The organism is Methylobacterium sp. CM6257 (assembly GCF_054611515.1).
Window position 1 is genome coordinate 4909664 of sequence record NZ_CM137735.1, and the last position, 14656, is coordinate 4924319.

At 69.7% G+C, this 14656-nt stretch carries 14 protein-coding genes and 1 tRNA gene; 9 read left to right on the forward strand and 6 right to left on the reverse strand.

Going from position 1 to position 14656, the window contains the following annotated elements; genetic code table 11:
- Window positions 1-136: 136 nt before the first annotated feature.
- From ACYCO6_RS23870 to ACYCO6_RS23890, 5 genes are all read left to right on the forward strand, one after another.
- Window positions 137-997, forward strand: coding sequence for a cytochrome c oxidase subunit 3 (locus tag ACYCO6_RS23870; RefSeq protein ID WP_459763941.1), 861 nt, complete (start codon window positions 137-139; stop codon window positions 995-997).
- A gap of 145 nt (window positions 998-1142) precedes the next feature.
- On the forward strand, window positions 1143-1523 hold the full coding sequence (locus ACYCO6_RS23875; protein ID WP_459763943.1) for a DUF983 domain-containing protein: 381 nt from the start codon (window positions 1143-1145) through the stop codon (window positions 1521-1523).
- Entirely contained in the window at window positions 1520-2284 is a 765-nt protein-coding gene (locus ACYCO6_RS23880; protein WP_459763945.1) for an SURF1 family protein, read from the forward strand. Before ACYCO6_RS23875 ends, ACYCO6_RS23880 begins: the two co-directional genes overlap by 4 nt.
- A 212-nt stretch (window positions 2285-2496) precedes the next feature.
- The gene (gene sfnG, locus ACYCO6_RS23885) at window positions 2497-3612 is read left to right on the forward strand and encodes a dimethylsulfone monooxygenase SfnG (protein WP_459763947.1); all 1116 of its coding nucleotides are present in this window, start codon (window positions 2497-2499) and stop codon (window positions 3610-3612) included.
- A gap of 41 nt (window positions 3613-3653) precedes the next feature.
- Window positions 3654-4910 (forward strand): SfnB family sulfur acquisition oxidoreductase, encoded by a 1257-nt coding sequence (locus ACYCO6_RS23890; RefSeq protein ID WP_459763949.1) that lies wholly within the window; start codon window positions 3654-3656, stop codon window positions 4908-4910.
- 9 nt (window positions 4911-4919) lie between these two features.
- On the opposite strand, the gene ACYCO6_RS23895 is transcribed toward ACYCO6_RS23890, so the two are convergent.
- The 3 genes from ACYCO6_RS23895 to ACYCO6_RS23905 form a co-directional block, all read right to left on the reverse strand.
- Window positions 4920-5807: a cation diffusion facilitator family transporter gene (locus ACYCO6_RS23895; protein ID WP_459763951.1), complete on the reverse strand. Its 888-nt coding sequence runs from the start codon at window positions 5805-5807 to the stop codon at window positions 4920-4922.
- 97 nt (window positions 5808-5904) lie between these two features.
- Window positions 5905-6126 carry a hypothetical protein gene (locus tag ACYCO6_RS23900; RefSeq protein WP_459763953.1) on the reverse strand — a complete coding sequence of 74 codons (222 nt, stop codon included), beginning with the start codon at window positions 6124-6126 and terminating at the stop codon, window positions 5905-5907.
- Window positions 6127-6131: 5 nt separating this feature from the next.
- Window positions 6132-6380, reverse strand: coding sequence for a hypothetical protein (locus tag ACYCO6_RS23905; RefSeq protein WP_459773688.1), 249 nt, complete (start codon window positions 6378-6380; stop codon window positions 6132-6134).
- A gap of 98 nt (window positions 6381-6478) precedes the next feature.
- Between ACYCO6_RS23905 and queA the strand changes: the two genes are divergently transcribed.
- The gene (gene queA, locus ACYCO6_RS23910) at window positions 6479-7558 is read left to right on the forward strand and encodes a tRNA preQ1(34) S-adenosylmethionine ribosyltransferase-isomerase QueA (protein WP_459763955.1); all 1080 of its coding nucleotides are present in this window, start codon (window positions 6479-6481) and stop codon (window positions 7556-7558) included.
- Window positions 7555-8691, forward strand: a complete 1137-nt coding sequence (tgt, locus tag ACYCO6_RS23915; RefSeq protein WP_459763957.1) for a tRNA guanosine(34) transglycosylase Tgt — start codon at window positions 7555-7557, stop codon at window positions 8689-8691. The genes queA and tgt overlap by 4 nt, the downstream gene beginning before the upstream one ends.
- Before the next feature lie 9 nt (window positions 8692-8700).
- On the opposite strand, the gene ACYCO6_RS23920 is transcribed toward tgt, so the two are convergent.
- The 3 genes from ACYCO6_RS23920 to ACYCO6_RS23930 all read right to left on the reverse strand — a co-directional run bounded on the left by ACYCO6_RS23920 (window position 8701) and on the right by ACYCO6_RS23930 (window position 10717).
- Window positions 8701-9780 (reverse strand): hypothetical protein, encoded by a 1080-nt coding sequence (locus ACYCO6_RS23920; protein ID WP_459763959.1) that lies wholly within the window; start codon window positions 9778-9780, stop codon window positions 8701-8703.
- 77 nt (window positions 9781-9857) lie between these two features.
- A tRNA-Pro gene (locus ACYCO6_RS23925) sits at window positions 9858-9934 on the reverse strand.
- Between the two features lie 84 nt (window positions 9935-10018).
- Window positions 10019-10717: a 4'-phosphopantetheinyl transferase superfamily protein gene (locus ACYCO6_RS23930; RefSeq protein WP_459763961.1), complete on the reverse strand. Its 699-nt coding sequence runs from the start codon at window positions 10715-10717 to the stop codon at window positions 10019-10021.
- A 127-nt stretch (window positions 10718-10844) separates the two neighbouring features.
- Between ACYCO6_RS23930 and ACYCO6_RS23935 the strand changes: the two genes are divergently transcribed.
- Complete coding sequence (locus ACYCO6_RS23935; protein WP_459763963.1) at window positions 10845-12140, forward strand: MFS transporter; 1296 nt, start codon at window positions 10845-10847, stop codon at window positions 12138-12140.
- A gap of 65 nt (window positions 12141-12205) precedes the next feature.
- Window positions 12206-14638 (forward strand): NAD-dependent DNA ligase LigA, encoded by a 2433-nt coding sequence (gene ligA, locus ACYCO6_RS23940; protein WP_459763967.1) that lies wholly within the window; start codon window positions 12206-12208, stop codon window positions 14636-14638.
- Window positions 14639-14656 lie beyond the last annotated feature (18 nt).

The following is a 14656-nucleotide window of genomic DNA, read 5'->3' on the forward strand; positions in this document are numbered from 1 at the left end:
GGGCCCGCACCGACTAAACGTGCGGACAAGCTTGGGCGTGGTCCGTTCCGCGCCCGGCTAAGAAATCTGCCAAGATTAAGCGACAGGCCGGAAGCCGGGAACGGCGCAGGGCGCGAGGGTGAGGAGCGACGGGACGATGGCCGAGGCGCACGCCAAGAATCACGACTATCACATCCTGAATCCGAGCCCGTGGCCGCTGATCGGTGCCTTCTCGGGCTTTCTCATGGCCTTCGGCGCCGTCTTCTGGATGAAGAGCCTTCAGATCGGCACCCTGACCCCCGGACCCTACGTGTTCGGCCTCGGTACGATCGGCGTGCTCTACACCATGTTCTCCTGGTGGAAGGACGTGGCGCACGAGGCCAATTCGGGGGACCACACCCGCGTCGTCCAGCTTCATCACCGCTACGGCATGATGATGTTCATCGCCTCTGAGGTGATGTTCTTCGTCGCGTGGTTCTGGGCCTATTTCGAGGCCGCGCTCTACACGGCCGACCCGATCCAAGTTTCCCGCGTCGAGTTCACCGGCGGCGTCTGGCCCCCGAAAGGCATCGAGGCCTTCGATCCCTGGCACCTGCCGCTGATCAACACGCTGATCCTGCTCACCTCGGGCACCACCGTGACCTGGGCGCACCACGCTTTGCTCCACGGCGACCGGAAAGGGCTGAAGTACGGTCTGTGGCTGACGATCATCCTCGGCGTGCTGTTCACCGCCTGCCAGGCCTATGAGTACAGCCACGCCGAGTTCGGCTTCGCCGGCAGCATCTACTCGTCGACGTTCTTCATGGCGACGGGCTTCCACGGCGCTCATGTGATCATCGGCACGATCTTCCTGGCGGTCTGCCTGTTCCGCGCTTATGCGGGCCAGTTCTCGCCGCGCCAGCACCTCGGCTTCGAGTTCGCCGCCTGGTACTGGCACTTCGTCGACGTGGTGTGGCTGTTCCTGTTCGCCGCCATCTACGTGTGGGGCTCCGGGGTCTTCCACGGCGGCGCCCACTGAGGCGGATCCATCCCGCCGCTGCATGGCGGGCGTGCGAAGGGCGGCTCCGGCCGCCCTTTTTCGTGCCGGTGCCATGGGAATCCCCATATCGGGATGGACGGCCCGGACGCGGCGCGATCGCAGCGTCCCCGGATCGGTCTGGAGTATGCACGTGGACCAACGAACCTATTCGCCGCAGCCTCCGATCCCGACGGGACTGCGGGGCCGCTGCCCGCGCTGCGGCGAGGGCCACCTGTTCAAGGGTTTCCTGGCCCTGCGCCCGTCCTGCGGGGCCTGCGGCCTGGATTACGCGCATTTCGACTCGGCGGATGGGCCAGCCTTCTTCGTGATGTCGATCGTGGGCTTGGTCGTGGTCGGTCTCGCCCTGTGGATGGAAGTGACCTACGAGCCGCCGATCTGGGTCCACGCCTTGGTCGCCACCACGCTCTCGATCGGCCTCAGTCTGGTCCTGGTCCGGCCCCTCAAGGGCATGCTGATCGCCCTCCAATACAGCAACAAGGCCGAGCAGGGGCGCTTCGAGCCGTGAGCGTAGTGGAGTCGCGCCGGGCCGCGTGGCGGGACCTCGCGGCGCCGGGCCTCGCCTCCCTGATCGCGCTGGCGATCCTGCTGGGTCTCGGGACCTGGCAGATCGAGCGGAAGGCCTGGAAAGAGGATCTGATCGCTCGAATCGTGCGGCAGAGCCGGGCGGAGCCGGTGGCGCCGCCGGCGCCGGATGCCTGGGATCCGACGCGGGACGAGTTCCGGCACGTGCAGGTCTCGGGCCGCTTCCTCAATGACCGCGAGACGCTGGTCCACGGCTTGGCACCCGGCGAGACGCCGGGCCGGGCACTGCAGGGCTACTACGTCCTGACCCCGCTCGTGCGCCAGGACGGCGGCACCGTGCTCGTCAACCGCGGCGTCGTACCGACCGAACTCAAGGCTCAGGCCGACCGACGGGACGGACTGATCGAAGGCCCCACCAGGATCACCGGCATCCTGCGCGCCAGCGAGGACCGCGGGATGTTCGTGCCGGAACCGGATCCGGCGCGCGGCGAGTGGTTCAATCGGGACATCGCCGGCATCGCTGCCGCCCGAGGCCTGACCGATGTCGCGCCCTACCTAATCGAGGCCGATGCGGTGCCGGGTCAGACCACGTGGCCGCGGGGCGGCCAATTGCGGGTCGATCTGCCCAACAACCACCTGCAATACGCATTCACGTGGTTCAGCCTCGCCGCCTGCCTGATTGCAGTCTTCTCGGTCTTCGCGTGGCGACGCCTGCACGATTCGGGCACGACACGCGCCGCCTAGGAGGACGACGCGGCCCGCAGGCTCCGACAAAGAAAAGTTTCGCCTGCAATCGTTGAAAAAAGACAATCCGTTCCTTTGACCGGCGACGCTCGCATCGGAATACTTTCCGTGTGCTTGAGTGATCGACCGCGATCTGCATCGTGTATTCAGTTTGCGGCGATCATCCGAAGAGAACGCGGCGCGTCGGCGCCGTGCCATCAAGGAAACACCGGATGTCCAGCCATTTTGTCGACCCAACGCCGCCGGAGGCGATCCGGTTCGCCTACTGGGTGCCCAACGTTTCGGGCGGCCTCGTCATCAGCAAGATCCCGCAGCGGACGAGTTGGGACGGCGATTACAATCGGCGCCTGGCGCAGATCGCCGAGGAGGCGGGGTTCGACTACGGGCTCACGCAGATCCGGTTCACCGCCGGCTACGGGGCCGAGTACCAGCACGAATCGGTCGCCTTCAGCCACGCCCTTCTGGCGGCCACGTCGAAGCTGAAGGTGATCGCCGCGATCCTGCCGGGCCCCTGGAATCCGACGCTCGCCGCGAAGCAGATCGCCACGATCTCGCAACTGACGGGGGGCCGCATCGCGGTCAACATCGTCTCCGGCTGGTTCTCCGGGGAGTTCCGGGCCATCGGGGAACCCTGGCTCGACCACGATGAGCGCTACCGCCGCTCCGAGGAATTCATCCGCAGCCTGCGGGGAATCTGGACGCAGGACAGCTTCACCTTCCGCGGCGATTTCTACCGCTATACCGACTACACGCTGAAGCCGAAGCCGGCGGAGCCGCTGCCGGAGATCTTCCAGGGCGGCTCGTCCCGGGCGGCGCGCGACATGGCAGCCCGCGTGTCCGACTGGTATTTCACCAACGGCAACACGCCGGAGAACATCCGCATCCAAGTCGATGATATCCGCGCCAAAGCGGCCGAGACCGGCAACAAACCGCGGATCGGGGTCAATGCCTTCGTGATCGCGCGCGATACCGAGGAGGAGGCGCGGGCGGTCCTCCAGGAGATTATCGACCACGCCGATCCGGATGCCGTGAAGGCCTTCGGTCATGAGGTGAAGAACGCCGGCAAGGCGTCTCCGGAGGGCGAAGGCAATTGGGCGCAATCGAGTTTCGAGGACCTCGTCCAGTACAACGACGGCTTCAAGACCAACCTGATCGGCACGCCCGATCAGATCGCAGAGCGGATCCTGGCGCTCAAGGATGCCGGCGCTGACCTCGCGCTGCTCGCCTTCCTGCATTTCCAGGAGGACGTCGCGTATTTCGGAAAACACGTGATCCCCCGCGTCCGCGCCCGGGAGGCCGCCCGCGAGAAGCGCACCGAGGCGGCCTGACTGCCTCGCCGACCGAATTCTCGACCTGTCCGGAGTGAGCCATGAACATCACCGTTGATGCACGTACCCTCGAAGCGCCCCAGAGTCAGGGTGCCCCCGGGCCGACGCGCCCACCCTCCCCTGCCCATGTGATCCGTGACGATGCCGAGGCCTTGGCGGTCGCCCGCCGGCTGGCGGCCGAATTCCGCACCGGCGCATCGCAGCGCGACCGCGACGCCGTCCGGCCGCTCGCCGAACTCGATGCCTTCTCTCAGAGCGGCCTCTGGTCCATCAACGTGCCGCGGGCCTATGGTGGCCCCGAGGTGTCCTACCGGACCCTGGCGCAGGTGATCGCGATCATCGCGGCGGCCGATCCCGCCATCGCGCAGATCGCCCAGAACCACCTGGGCATCGTGGCGGCGATCCGGACCGTGTCGGACGAGCCGCAGAAGCGGCTGCTGTTCGGGGAGGTCCTGAGCGGCACGCGCTTCGGCAATGCCTTCTCGGAGCGCGGCACCAAGCGGGCGGCCGATTTCGACACCCGCTTCACGGAGCAGGGCGACAGCGTCGTGGTGCGTGGTCAGAAGTTCTACGCCACCGGAGCGCTTCTGGCTCATCTCGTGCCCATCGTGGCCGTCGATGACGAAGGGCGCGCCTGGTACGCCATTGCCGAACGGGACGCGCCGGGACTCACGATCATCGACGACTGGTCGAGCTTCGGCCAGCGCGGCACCGCGAGCGGAACCGTCCTGATCGAGGACGTGCGGGTGGCGAAAACGCATCTGGTGCCGGCCTGGAAGGGCTACGCGGTTCCGACCGCCGACGGGTCGGTGTTTCAGATCATCCAAGCGGCTGTTGATGCCGGGATCGGCCGGGAGGCCCTCGACGATACGATCCGGTTCGTCCGCGAAAAGGCGCGGCCCTGGGTCGATAGCAGGCTGGAACGCGCCGCCGACGATCCCTACACGGTCCAGGCGATCGGGGATTTGACCATCCGTCAGCACGCCGCCGAGGCCTTGCTGGACCGGGCCGGAAGCGTCCTCGACGCGGCGGTCGCTCGGCCGAGCGCGGAGAACGTCGCGGCGGCGCAGCTCGCCGTCGCCGAGGCGAAGGTGCTCACCACCGAAGTCGCGCTGGCGGCGTCCAACAAGCTCTTTGAGTTGTCCGGTACCCGCTCGACGCTGGCGGTGGAGAATCTCGATCGGCACTGGCGCAACGCCCGCACCCACACGCTACACGACCCGGTGCGCTGGAAATACGCCATCGTGGGCAACCACGCACTGAACGGCGTGAACCCGCCGCTCCACGCCTGGAGCTGAGCGGGGCCGCTACAGCACCGGCAAGCCGCGAGCCTTGGCCTCTTCGCCGGGCTCGACATGGATCGTGACAACCGCCCCGGGGATCGTGGTCTCCAGGGCGGTCTCCAGCCGGTCGCAGATCGCGTGCGATTCGAGAACGCTCATCGCGCCGGGCACCACCAGATGGAAGTCGATGAAGGTCGCCTGACCGGCCGAGCGCGTCCGAACATCGTGCGCCTCCAGCGCCCCCTCCCCGTGCTGCGAGATCAGGGCGCGGATCTGGCAGACCATCTCGGGCGAGGCCGCGCGATCCATCAGGCCGTCGACCGATTCGCGCACCATGCGGAAGCCGGACCACAGGATGTTCAGCGCTACCAGGCCGGCCACAACCGGGTCGAGGACCGGGTAACCCGTCATCAGGACAGCCCCGACGCCCACGAGCACGCCGCACGAGGTCACCACGTCCGCGAAGACGTGCCGTGCATCCGCGATCAGGGCCGGCGACCGCCAGCGCCGCCCCCACCGCATGAGCGCCCAGGCCCAGATGGCGTTGATGACGCTGGCCCCGAAGTTGATGGCCAAACCGACAGCCGGCGCGTCCAGAGCCTTCGGCGACAGGAGACCGAAATAGGAATCGCGCAGGATCACCAGGGCGGCCACCACGATCAGCGCCCCTTCGATCACGGCCGAGAAGAACTCGGCCTTGTGATGACCGTAAGGGTGATCCTCGTCGGCCGGACGCGCAGCGACCCGCAGGGCCACGAAGGCGCCGATGGCCGCGACCACGTTGATGATGCTCTCCAGCGCGTCCGAGTACAGCGCAAGGCTGCCGGTGAGCCATGCGGCGTGGAACTTCAAAGCCGTGACGGCGAGGCCGATGCCGGCACTGAAGAGGGCGGCTTTTTGGGTGCGGTCCATAGCGTGCGTCGATGCGGGGTCGACGCGCCCTTACGGGAACACCAGCGGCCAAGGCCACGGCAAAGGTTCGACGCTGCCGAAAGCTTCTTAGCCTCGGCTAAGTCTCGGTTTCCGGGTTATCGTGACCCCGTGCCGCTTCGCGCTGACGGCTGACGGCTGCCTTCGCCCGCGCGGCCTCCGCCTTCCGGAGGAGACGGCGCCGCTGCCAGGCGAAGCGCGCGGCGGCGGCCAGCCGGTCCAGCCGCGCGGCCTCGCGTTCCCAGTAGCTGAGGAGCTGCCCGTCCAGGGTAATCCGGCGGGGTCGGCCCGCGGTCGTCATTGGTCTCAGTCCCGCGGCGCGGGCGGCTCGCCCGTCTCGGCCACGATAAGCGCGTCCGGATCATTCCGGAAGCTGCCGGCACCCGCATCGGGGACCGGCACGGACGGGCTGCCGAAAGGCTGGCTCGGGTAGGCCGCCTCGAACTTCGCGCGGGCGCTCTCCGGATCCTCGGCCTTGAGGACGACCTTCTCCGTACCCGGCAGCGGCCAGCGGGGATCGGCTTCATCACGGGGACGTACGGCGAACCAGGGCATCGGCAGGGCGTCTCGCGTCTCGGTGACGCGGAAAACGGGCACGCCCCGAACCGGTTCCGCGGTTGAAACCCGGTGCCGTTCAGTGCAGGCAGCCGGCGATGCGCGTGGACCTGTTCGATTTCGACCTCCCGGAGACCAGCATCGCCCTGCGCCCGGCCGAGCCGCGCGACGCCGGGCGGCTGCTCGTGGTGCGCCCCGGCGAGCCGCTGGCCGACCGAACCGTGCGCGACCTGCCCGCCACCCTGCAGGCCGGCGATGCCCTCGTCTTCAACGATACGCGGGTGATCCCGGCACGGCTGAACGGCGTGCGTACGCGCCCCGGCGCGCCCGGTCAGCGAACCGAGGTGATGCTCCACCTGCGCGAGGCGCCCGCCCGCTGGCGCGCCTTCGCACGCCCGGCCAAGCGGCTCAGCCCCGGCGATACGTTGCGCTTCGGCGCCCTGACGGCCGTGGTGGCGGAGAAGGCCGAAGCCGGCGAGATCGTGCTCGACTTCGAGCGGTCTGGTCCGGCGCTGGACGCCGCCATCGCGGCCGAGGGGGCCCTGCCGCTGCCCCCGTACATCGCAGGCAAGCGCGCCACGGACAACCGCGACGTAACCGACTACCAGACGGTCTATGCCCGAAATCCTGGCGCCGTGGCGGCTCCCACCGCCGGTCTCCACTTCTCCGAGGCCTTGCTCGCGGAGATCGACAGGGCGGGCCTGCAGCGCCACCATGTCACCCTGCATGTCGGTGCCGGCACCTTCCTGCCGGTCAAAGTCGACGATACCGACGGCCATCGCATGCACGCCGAAGTCGGCTTTCTCGATGCGGCCACGGCCGAGGCTCTCAACGCTGCGCGGGCCGCGGGTGGCCGGATCGTCGCGGTAGGTACAACGGCCCTGCGCCTGCTCGAGAGTGCCGCAGGCGCGGACGGGAGGCTCTCGGCATTCTCAGGCCCGACCGACATCTTCATCACGCCGGGCTACCGCTTCAGGGCCGTCGATGCCCTGGTGACGAATTTCCACCTGCCGCGGTCGACCCTGTTCATGCTGGTCTCGGCCTTCTCGGGCCTCGAGACCATGCGAACGGCCTACGCGCACGCGATCCAGACCGGTTACCGATTCTACTCGTACGGCGACGCCAGCCTCCTCTTCCCGGGGCCGGGCGCGGACACCTCAAGATCGACCGCGGCATGACCGATCCCGTCCCCTTCGGCTTTAATCTGTTGGCGCAGGACGGCACCGCCCGAACCGGCGCGATCGCGACGCCGCGCGGGACCATCCGCACGCCGGCCTTCATGCCGGTGGGTACGGCCGCGACCGTCAAGGCGATGTACCCGGAGCAGGTGCGGGAGCTCGGCGCCGACGTCGTGCTCGGCAACACCTACCACCTCATGCTGCGGCCGGGCGCCGAGCGGATGGCGCGCCTCGGCGGCCTGCACCGCTTCATGAACTGGGACCGGCCGATCCTGACCGATTCCGGCGGCTTCCAGGTGATGTCGCTCTCGGCGCTGCGGAAGATCGACGAGCAGGGCGTGACCTTCCGCTCGCACATCGACGGCACGGCCCATCACATGAGCCCGGAGCGCTCCATCGAGATCCAGGGGCTGCTCGGCTCCGACATCCAGATGCAGCTCGACGAATGCGTTCGTCTGCCGGCCGATCACGCGGCGATCGAGAAGGCCATGCACCTGTCGCTGCGTTGGGCCGAGCGCTGCCGGGTCGCCTTCGGCGAGCAGCCCGGCCGGGCGATGTTCGGCATCGTGCAGGGCGGCGACGTGCCGGCGCTCCGGATCGAGAGCGCCCGCGCCCTGACCGATCTCGACCTCAAGGGCTACGCGGTCGGCGGCCTCGCGGTGGGAGAGCCGCAGGCGGTGATGTTTGCCATGATCGAGACGGTGGAACCGCATCTGCCGCAGGGCAAACCGCGCTATCTGATGGGCGTCGGCACGCCGGACGACATTCTGGGCGCGGTCGCCCGCGGCATCGACATGTTCGACTGCGTGATGCCGACCCGCGCCGGCCGCCACGGCCTCGCCTATACGCGCCATGGCCGGGTCAACCTGCGCAACGCTCGCCATGCCGAGGACACGGCGCCGCTGGACGAGGCCTCGACCTGCCCGGCGGCGCGGGACTATTCCCGGGCCTACCTGCATCACCTCGTCCGCTCGAACGAGATCCTGGGGATGATGCTGCTGACCTGGAACAACCTCGCCTACTACCAGGATCTGATGGCTGGTGCGCGCGCGGCGATCCGCGAGGGGCGGTTTGCCGACTATTGCAGCGCCACCCGCGAGGGCTGGGCGCGGGCCGAGCGGGTCGCCGCCTGACCGGCCGGATCAGGGACGCGCGAGCACCCGGTAGACGCCCTCCGGATCGTCCGAGCCGGTCGCGACCGCCGCTCTCAGGTCCGCCACGATGCGGGCCGCCACCGGCAGACGGTAGTGCAGCGCATCCCAGTAATTCGCGTCGCGGGTCGTGAGCGGCGAAGTCCGGCGGAAATCCACAACCACTGCGCCGCGACGGGCGCCGAGCGCGGCTGCCCGCGCCTTGCAGGCCTCTTCGCGCCGCCCCGCCGCGGTGCCGGGTACACCCTGGGCGGCCGCATGGATGGGCATGAAGGCGACGAGCTTCAGCGCCTGTGCGGGCAGACGGCCGAGGAGGTTGTCGAGTCGTGCGAGGGCCGGCATCGGATCGTCCGGCGCCTCGGCCCGGGCTGCCGGATCGGCGGTGCCGGCACGGATATGCGCGCGGGCACGCTCGGCATCGTAGCGGTCCTCCGGCGGGGTGAAGACCGCATAACCGTCCGGGCGGATGCGGGGTCGTGCCAGGCCGGCCCGGGCCAGTGCGGCCTGGACCGCGACCGTCACGGCGCGCATGTTCACCTGCCGCAGCACGCCCCAGGGTGCGTCCGTCGCGTACAGCCAGTCCGGAAACGCGTTGGCGGTCCGTGATGGCGGGTCGGCGGCACACCAGGTGGCGTCGAGCCCGAACAGGACAGCCCGCACCGGCCGGTTTGCCAGGAAGAGGTCGGCGAGGCGGATCTGCTCATCCGGGGTCGCCGCGTTCACCGCGAGGTTGGCGAACCGTGCGCCGAAGGCCACGTCGAGGGCGTCCGGATCGAGAAGCCGCGCGGTCGAGGTGCCGAACACCGCCGCGTCGAATGGGCCGCCGCGGGCGATCTGCGGGTACGAGAGCCGCTGGTTGGCGTCCATGATGGGGCCGGGCGGGTGCCCCGGCGCGGCGCGCAGGCCGTAGGGATCGAGCAGCGCCACGAAGGCGATCACGGCCGCGCCGATCAGGGCGGCGCCGACGATGAGACTGCGCGCGAATGCCAACCAGGCGGCGGGAGGAGCCGCATCATGGCGGCTTGGTCCCGGTCCCCGATAGACCCGACGACCGACCGCCCGCCATGCCATCACGCGAACGCACCGGCGCGTGCGCGTCGAGCCTGGAGATCCAGTTCGGTCCATCAGCTTAGGCTAGCGGGAAATCTTGGTCGGAGTGGCAGGATTTGAACCTGCGACCCCCACGTCCCGAACGTGGTGCGCTACCAGACTGCGCTACACTCCGAAGGCCGGCTTGCGTGTCCGCCAGGGCCGGCGAGCGGGCTTATAGCCGCGCCTTTCCCGGGCCGCAAGCGCGGTCTTGCTGGTTTCAGCCAAGAAGATCCGGCCAATCGGCGGAGAGCGCGTGGTAGGTGACCGTCGCGGTGGCGCACCACACCGCGACGGTGCCGGCATAATCCGGACCGGCATCGACCGAAGCCAGGGTCCACGCGCCGCCTGCCGCGATGCGGAGCAGGCGCGGCGGCGCAGGCGGCAGCGTGACGCTGAACCGATCGAGGGGCAGCGACAGACCTGCCCCCAGCGCCTTCACCACTGCTTCCTTGCGGGTCCACAGGCCGAAAAAGGCCGGTAAGACGTCTTCCGGCGCCAGCGCCGCCAGGGCCGCCGCCTCGTCCGCCGCGAAATGCGCCCGCGCGATCGGCATCGCATCCGGTATCGGCCGAACCATCTCGACGTCGACGCCGATCGCGGCCGCCTGCGCGAGGCCGACAAGCGCGCGCTGCCCGGAATGCGACAGGTTGAAGTCGAGGGTGCCACGCGACCAACCAGCGAGTTCCGGCTTACCGGCCGCACCGGCGACCAGGCGGATCTCGGCCGGATCGAGGTCGAGCGATCCGGCCAGGATCAGCCGGAGCGCCGCGTGACTCGCAACGTAGCGTTCCCGATCCACCGGCCGCAGGAAGCGTGCGGCGCGGTCGCGTTCCGCTCCGTCGAGGACGCTCGCACATCGCTCGAGCCCGGCCGCAGAGACGGCGAGATCGACGACCCACACGTCGGCCGTGCTCACGCGCCGCCTCGCGACAGTCGAGAGCAGGCGCTAACGTCGTCGAGGTCTGGCGGCACGGGAGCGCATCCGGTGAGGGCGGAATGACGAGCATCGTGGTCCCGCGCCGCCCCGGCAAGGGCAGCCGCGCTTGATCGCGCCGTCCGCGGCATCCGTCCGCCGCTCCCTTCGGGACCTGCCGAGCCTCGCCGACCGGCGCACCCGCTACGGCGTTTTCTTCGCGACCTACCTCTACCAGGGCGTGATCGCCGGGTTCTCGCTGACCGCGCTCGCCAACCATCTCGCCGCGCGCGGCGCGACGACCGCTGAGATCGGGTTTCATTTCGCCCTTGCCGGTCTCCCCTGGACCTTGCAGCCGCTCCTGTGGGGTCCGCTGGTGGACTGCGCCGGAGACTTCCGCATGGGCCGGCGCCGGCCCTTCGCCGTCATGGCGATCCTCGGATGCCACGCCACGCTCGCGCTCCTGCTCCTGGCGACCGCGGAGCAGGTCGGCCTGCTGGGTTTGGTCTTCCTGGCGCACAGCCTCTTCGCGTCGCTTCTCGACACCGCCTGCGACCGGATGATCATGGATCACGTCCCGGAGCCCGAACTCGGCCGGGTCAGCGCCTCCACGCGCGCCGGCTTCGTGGCCGGGACCAGCCTCAGCGCAGCCGTCTTCTCCTGGATGCTCACGGCACAGGGTCTGACCGTGAGCGTGGGCTCGCTGCTCGCGGCCGCTGTTCTGGCAAGCCTGCCGATGCTGCTGGTCCGCGAGGCGCCCGGGGACGCCTTCGCCACGCTGGACCGGCGCGGCCCGGCGCCGCGGCGCCTCCCGTTCCGCCGGTTCCTGCGCCGGCTCGCTCTGTCGCTCCGGCAACCCCGGGCCGTGAAGCTCCTTGCCCTCTGCTTCGGGCTCGACGGTGCGCTCGGGTTGTTCGAGCTGCCCTTCTCGGTGGACCTGCTCCAGCAGCAGGGCTGGGATCCGGCCGCCCTCTCGCGCCTTCAGGCCGCCCTGACGCTGGCGAGCGGGACCGCCGGCGCTCTGGCGGTCGGCCTGTGGTCGGACAGGACCGGTCCGGTGCGCCCGCTGCGCGCCCTCCTGCGCGCCAGTGCCGTCACCTTCGCGGTGGCCGGCGCCCTGATCGGGGTCGGCCTCGTCGGGCCGGCCGGTCCGGTGATCCTCGCGCTGACCGACATGCTGCCGGGGCTGCTGATCGTCGCGTTGATGCCGGCGCTGCTCCAGGCGAGCCGCGGGCGCGCGGGGGCGGCCACGCAGTTCGAGGTCTACATGGCGGCGATGAATCTCGGATCCGTCGCCGGCACCGCGCTCGCCGGCTGGATCGTTCCGTTCCTGCCGCTGCCGGCGGTCGCGGCTCTGGTGTCGGCCGTGTTCCTGGCCGCGTCCCGAATGATCGGCCGCGGCGATCTGCTCACCGCCCGCGTGTGACGGAAACCGGGGACGCCGTTCCGCAGCCGGCTCCCGGCCGGCGCCCGATGCGTTAGAAGCCCACCATGGCCGCCGTGAAAACCGATACGCCCGATCGCGATCTCACCGCCGAGGAGGCGCGCGCCGAGCATGCGCGCCTGTCCGAAGCGATCCTGGAAGCCGACCGGCTCTATTATCAGGAGGACGCGCCCGAGATCTCGGACGCGGAATACGATCGCCTGCGTCGGCGCCTCGAGAACATCGAGGGCCGCTTCCCCGATCTCGCCGGGACGGGCGCGGCGAGCACGTCGGTCGGCGCCAAGCCGTCGGAGAAGTTCGCCAAGGTGCGGCACGCGGTGCCGATGCTCTCGCTGGGCAACGCCTTCGACGACGCGGAGGTGGCCGACTTCGTCGCTCGCGTCCGCCGCTTCCTCGGCTGGCCCGAGGAGGCGCCGCTAGCCTTCACGGCCGAGCCCAAGATCGACGGGCTGTCTCTGTCCCTGCGCTACGTGAACGGGCGGCTCGACACGGCCGCCACCCGCGGCGACGGCGAGGTCGGCGAGAACGTCACCGCCAACGCCCGCACCGTGAAGGATATCCCGGCGGTGCTCGCCGGATCGGGCTGGCCGGACGTCTGCGAGGTGCGCGGCGAGGTCTACCTGTCGCACGCCGATTTCGCCGCCATCAACGCCCGCCAGGAGGCGGCAGGCAAGCCGCTCTTCGCCAACCCGCGCAACGCCGCCGCCGGCAGCCTGCGCCAGCTCGATCCCGGGATCACCGCATCCCGGCCGCTCAAGTTCTTCGCCTATGCCTGGGGCGAGCTCTCGGCGCCCATCGCCGGGACGCAGTACGAGGCCCTGCAGCGCCTGGCGTCCTGGGGCCTGCCGGTGAACCCGCTCACCGAGACCTTCACCGACACGGAGGCGATGCTCGCCCATTACCGCCGGATCGAGGCGGACCGGGCCGGGCTCGGCTATGACATCGACGGCGTCGTCTACAAGGTTGACGACCTCGCGCTCCAGAAGCGGCTCGGCTTCGTCTCGCGCTCGCCCCGCTGGGCGCTCGCCCACAAATTCGCCGCCCAGGAGGCGACGACGGTCGTCGAGGACATCGTCATCAATGTCGGCCGCACTGGCTCCCTGAATCCTCTGGCGAAGCTGCACCCCGTGACGGTCGGCGGCGTGGTCGTCTCCAACGCGACCCTGCACAACGAGGGCTACGTGAAGGGCGTGGGCGCGGACGGCGAGCCGATCCGCGACGGCCGCGACATCCGCGTGGGCGACACCGTGACGGTGGTCCGGGCCGGCGACGTGATCCCGAAGGTCATGGATGTAGACCTGAGCAGGCGTCCGGCGGATTCGAAGCCCTACGCGTTTCCGGAGACCTGCCCGGCCTGCGGCAGCCGCGCCGTCCGGGCGATCAACCCGCGCACCGGCCGCCCCGACGCGGTGCGCCGCTGCACCGGCGGCCTGATCTGCCCGGCTCAGAGCGTGGAGCGCCTGAAGCACTTCGTGTCCCGCAACGGCTTCGACATCGAGGGCTTCGGTGAGACCTATATCGAGGTGCTGTTCGAGGCCGGTCTGGTTCACCAGCCCGCCGACCTGTTCCGGCTCGATTTCGACAGGCTGAAAGCCGCCATCGTGGCGCGGCGGGAGGCGCTCTCGGCCGAGCGGCGCGCCGAGTCCGGTGCAGCCGAGCCGCCCAAGAAGACCGCCAAGAAGAAGGGCGAGGAGGACGACAAGGCGATCAAGAACCTGCTCGCCGGCGTGGAGGCGCGCCGCCGGGTCTCGATGAACCGCCTGCTGTTCGCGCTCGGCATCCCGCAGATCGGCGAGGCCACCGCCAAGGCGCTGGCCAAGCGCTTCCCCGACATGCCCGCGCTCATCGCGGCGATCCGCGAGGCGTCGGCCGCGCAGCCGGGTCCGGACTGGGTCGAGCTGACCGCCGTGCCGCGGGTCGGCGGGACGACCCGGGATCGGCTGCTCGATCTCGGGTTTTCGGAGGACGGCGCGACACCGGCCAAGGAGCGCGCCCGCCTGAGTGCGGTGCAGCGCGAGAACCTGCTCGCCCACTACGGTGATGTCGATGCGGTACGCGCGGCGATCGCCCGGGCCGCCGGGCAGCGACCCGGCGACGCCTACCGGGTGTTCGCGGACGATGGCGAGATCGGCCCGGTGGCCACCGACGCGCTCCTCCTGTTCTTCTCCGAGCCGCACAACGCCGCTGCCGTCTCGGCGCTGCTCGATGAGGTCGAGGTCGAACCGATGGAGCGGGCCGCTTCATCGTCGGCCTTCGCCGGCAAGACCGTCGTCTTCACCGGGACTCTGGAGAAGATGACCCGCAACGAGGCCAAGGCGGTGGCCGAGCGCCTCGGTGCGAAGGTCTCCGGCTCGGTCTCGGCCAAGACCGACTTGGTGGTGGCCGGACCCGGAGCGGGCTCGAAGCTCAAGGATGCCGAGAAGCACGGCGTCCGAGTGGTCTCAGAGGAGGATTGGCTCGGGATGGTGGCGCAGGGTTGAAGCCCGAGTCCGGGGCCT

Bases quoted from the DNA above. Each gene is read 5' to 3' on its own strand.
- ACYCO6_RS23870 (WP_459763941.1), top strand. From the start codon at position 137: ATGGCCGAGGCGCACGCCAAGAATCACGACTATCACATCCTGAATCCG.
- ACYCO6_RS23875 (WP_459763943.1), top strand. From the start codon at position 1,143: ATGCACGTGGACCAACGAACCTATTCGCCGCAGCCTCCGATCCCGACG.
- sfnG (WP_459763947.1), top strand. From the start codon at position 2,497: ATGTCCAGCCATTTTGTCGACCCAACGCCGCCGGAGGCGATCCGGTTC.
- ACYCO6_RS23890 (WP_459763949.1), top strand. From the start codon at position 3,654: ATGAACATCACCGTTGATGCACGTACCCTCGAAGCGCCCCAGAGTCAG.
- ACYCO6_RS23895 (WP_459763951.1), bottom strand. From the start codon at position 5,807: ATGGACCGCACCCAAAAAGCCGCCCTCTTCAGTGCCGGCATCGGCCTC.
- ACYCO6_RS23900 (WP_459763953.1), bottom strand. From the start codon at position 6,126: ATGACGACCGCGGGCCGACCCCGCCGGATTACCCTGGACGGGCAGCTC.
- ACYCO6_RS23905 (WP_459773688.1), bottom strand. From the start codon at position 6,380: ATGCCCTGGTTCGCCGTACGTCCCCGTGATGAAGCCGATCCCCGCTGG.
- queA (WP_459763955.1), top strand. From the start codon at position 6,479: ATGCGCGTGGACCTGTTCGATTTCGACCTCCCGGAGACCAGCATCGCC.
- tgt (WP_459763957.1), top strand. From the start codon at position 7,555: ATGACCGATCCCGTCCCCTTCGGCTTTAATCTGTTGGCGCAGGACGGC.
- ACYCO6_RS23920 (WP_459763959.1), bottom strand. From the start codon at position 9,780: ATGGCATGGCGGGCGGTCGGTCGTCGGGTCTATCGGGGACCGGGACCA.
- ligA (WP_459763967.1), top strand. From the start codon at position 12,206: ATGGCCGCCGTGAAAACCGATACGCCCGATCGCGATCTCACCGCCGAG.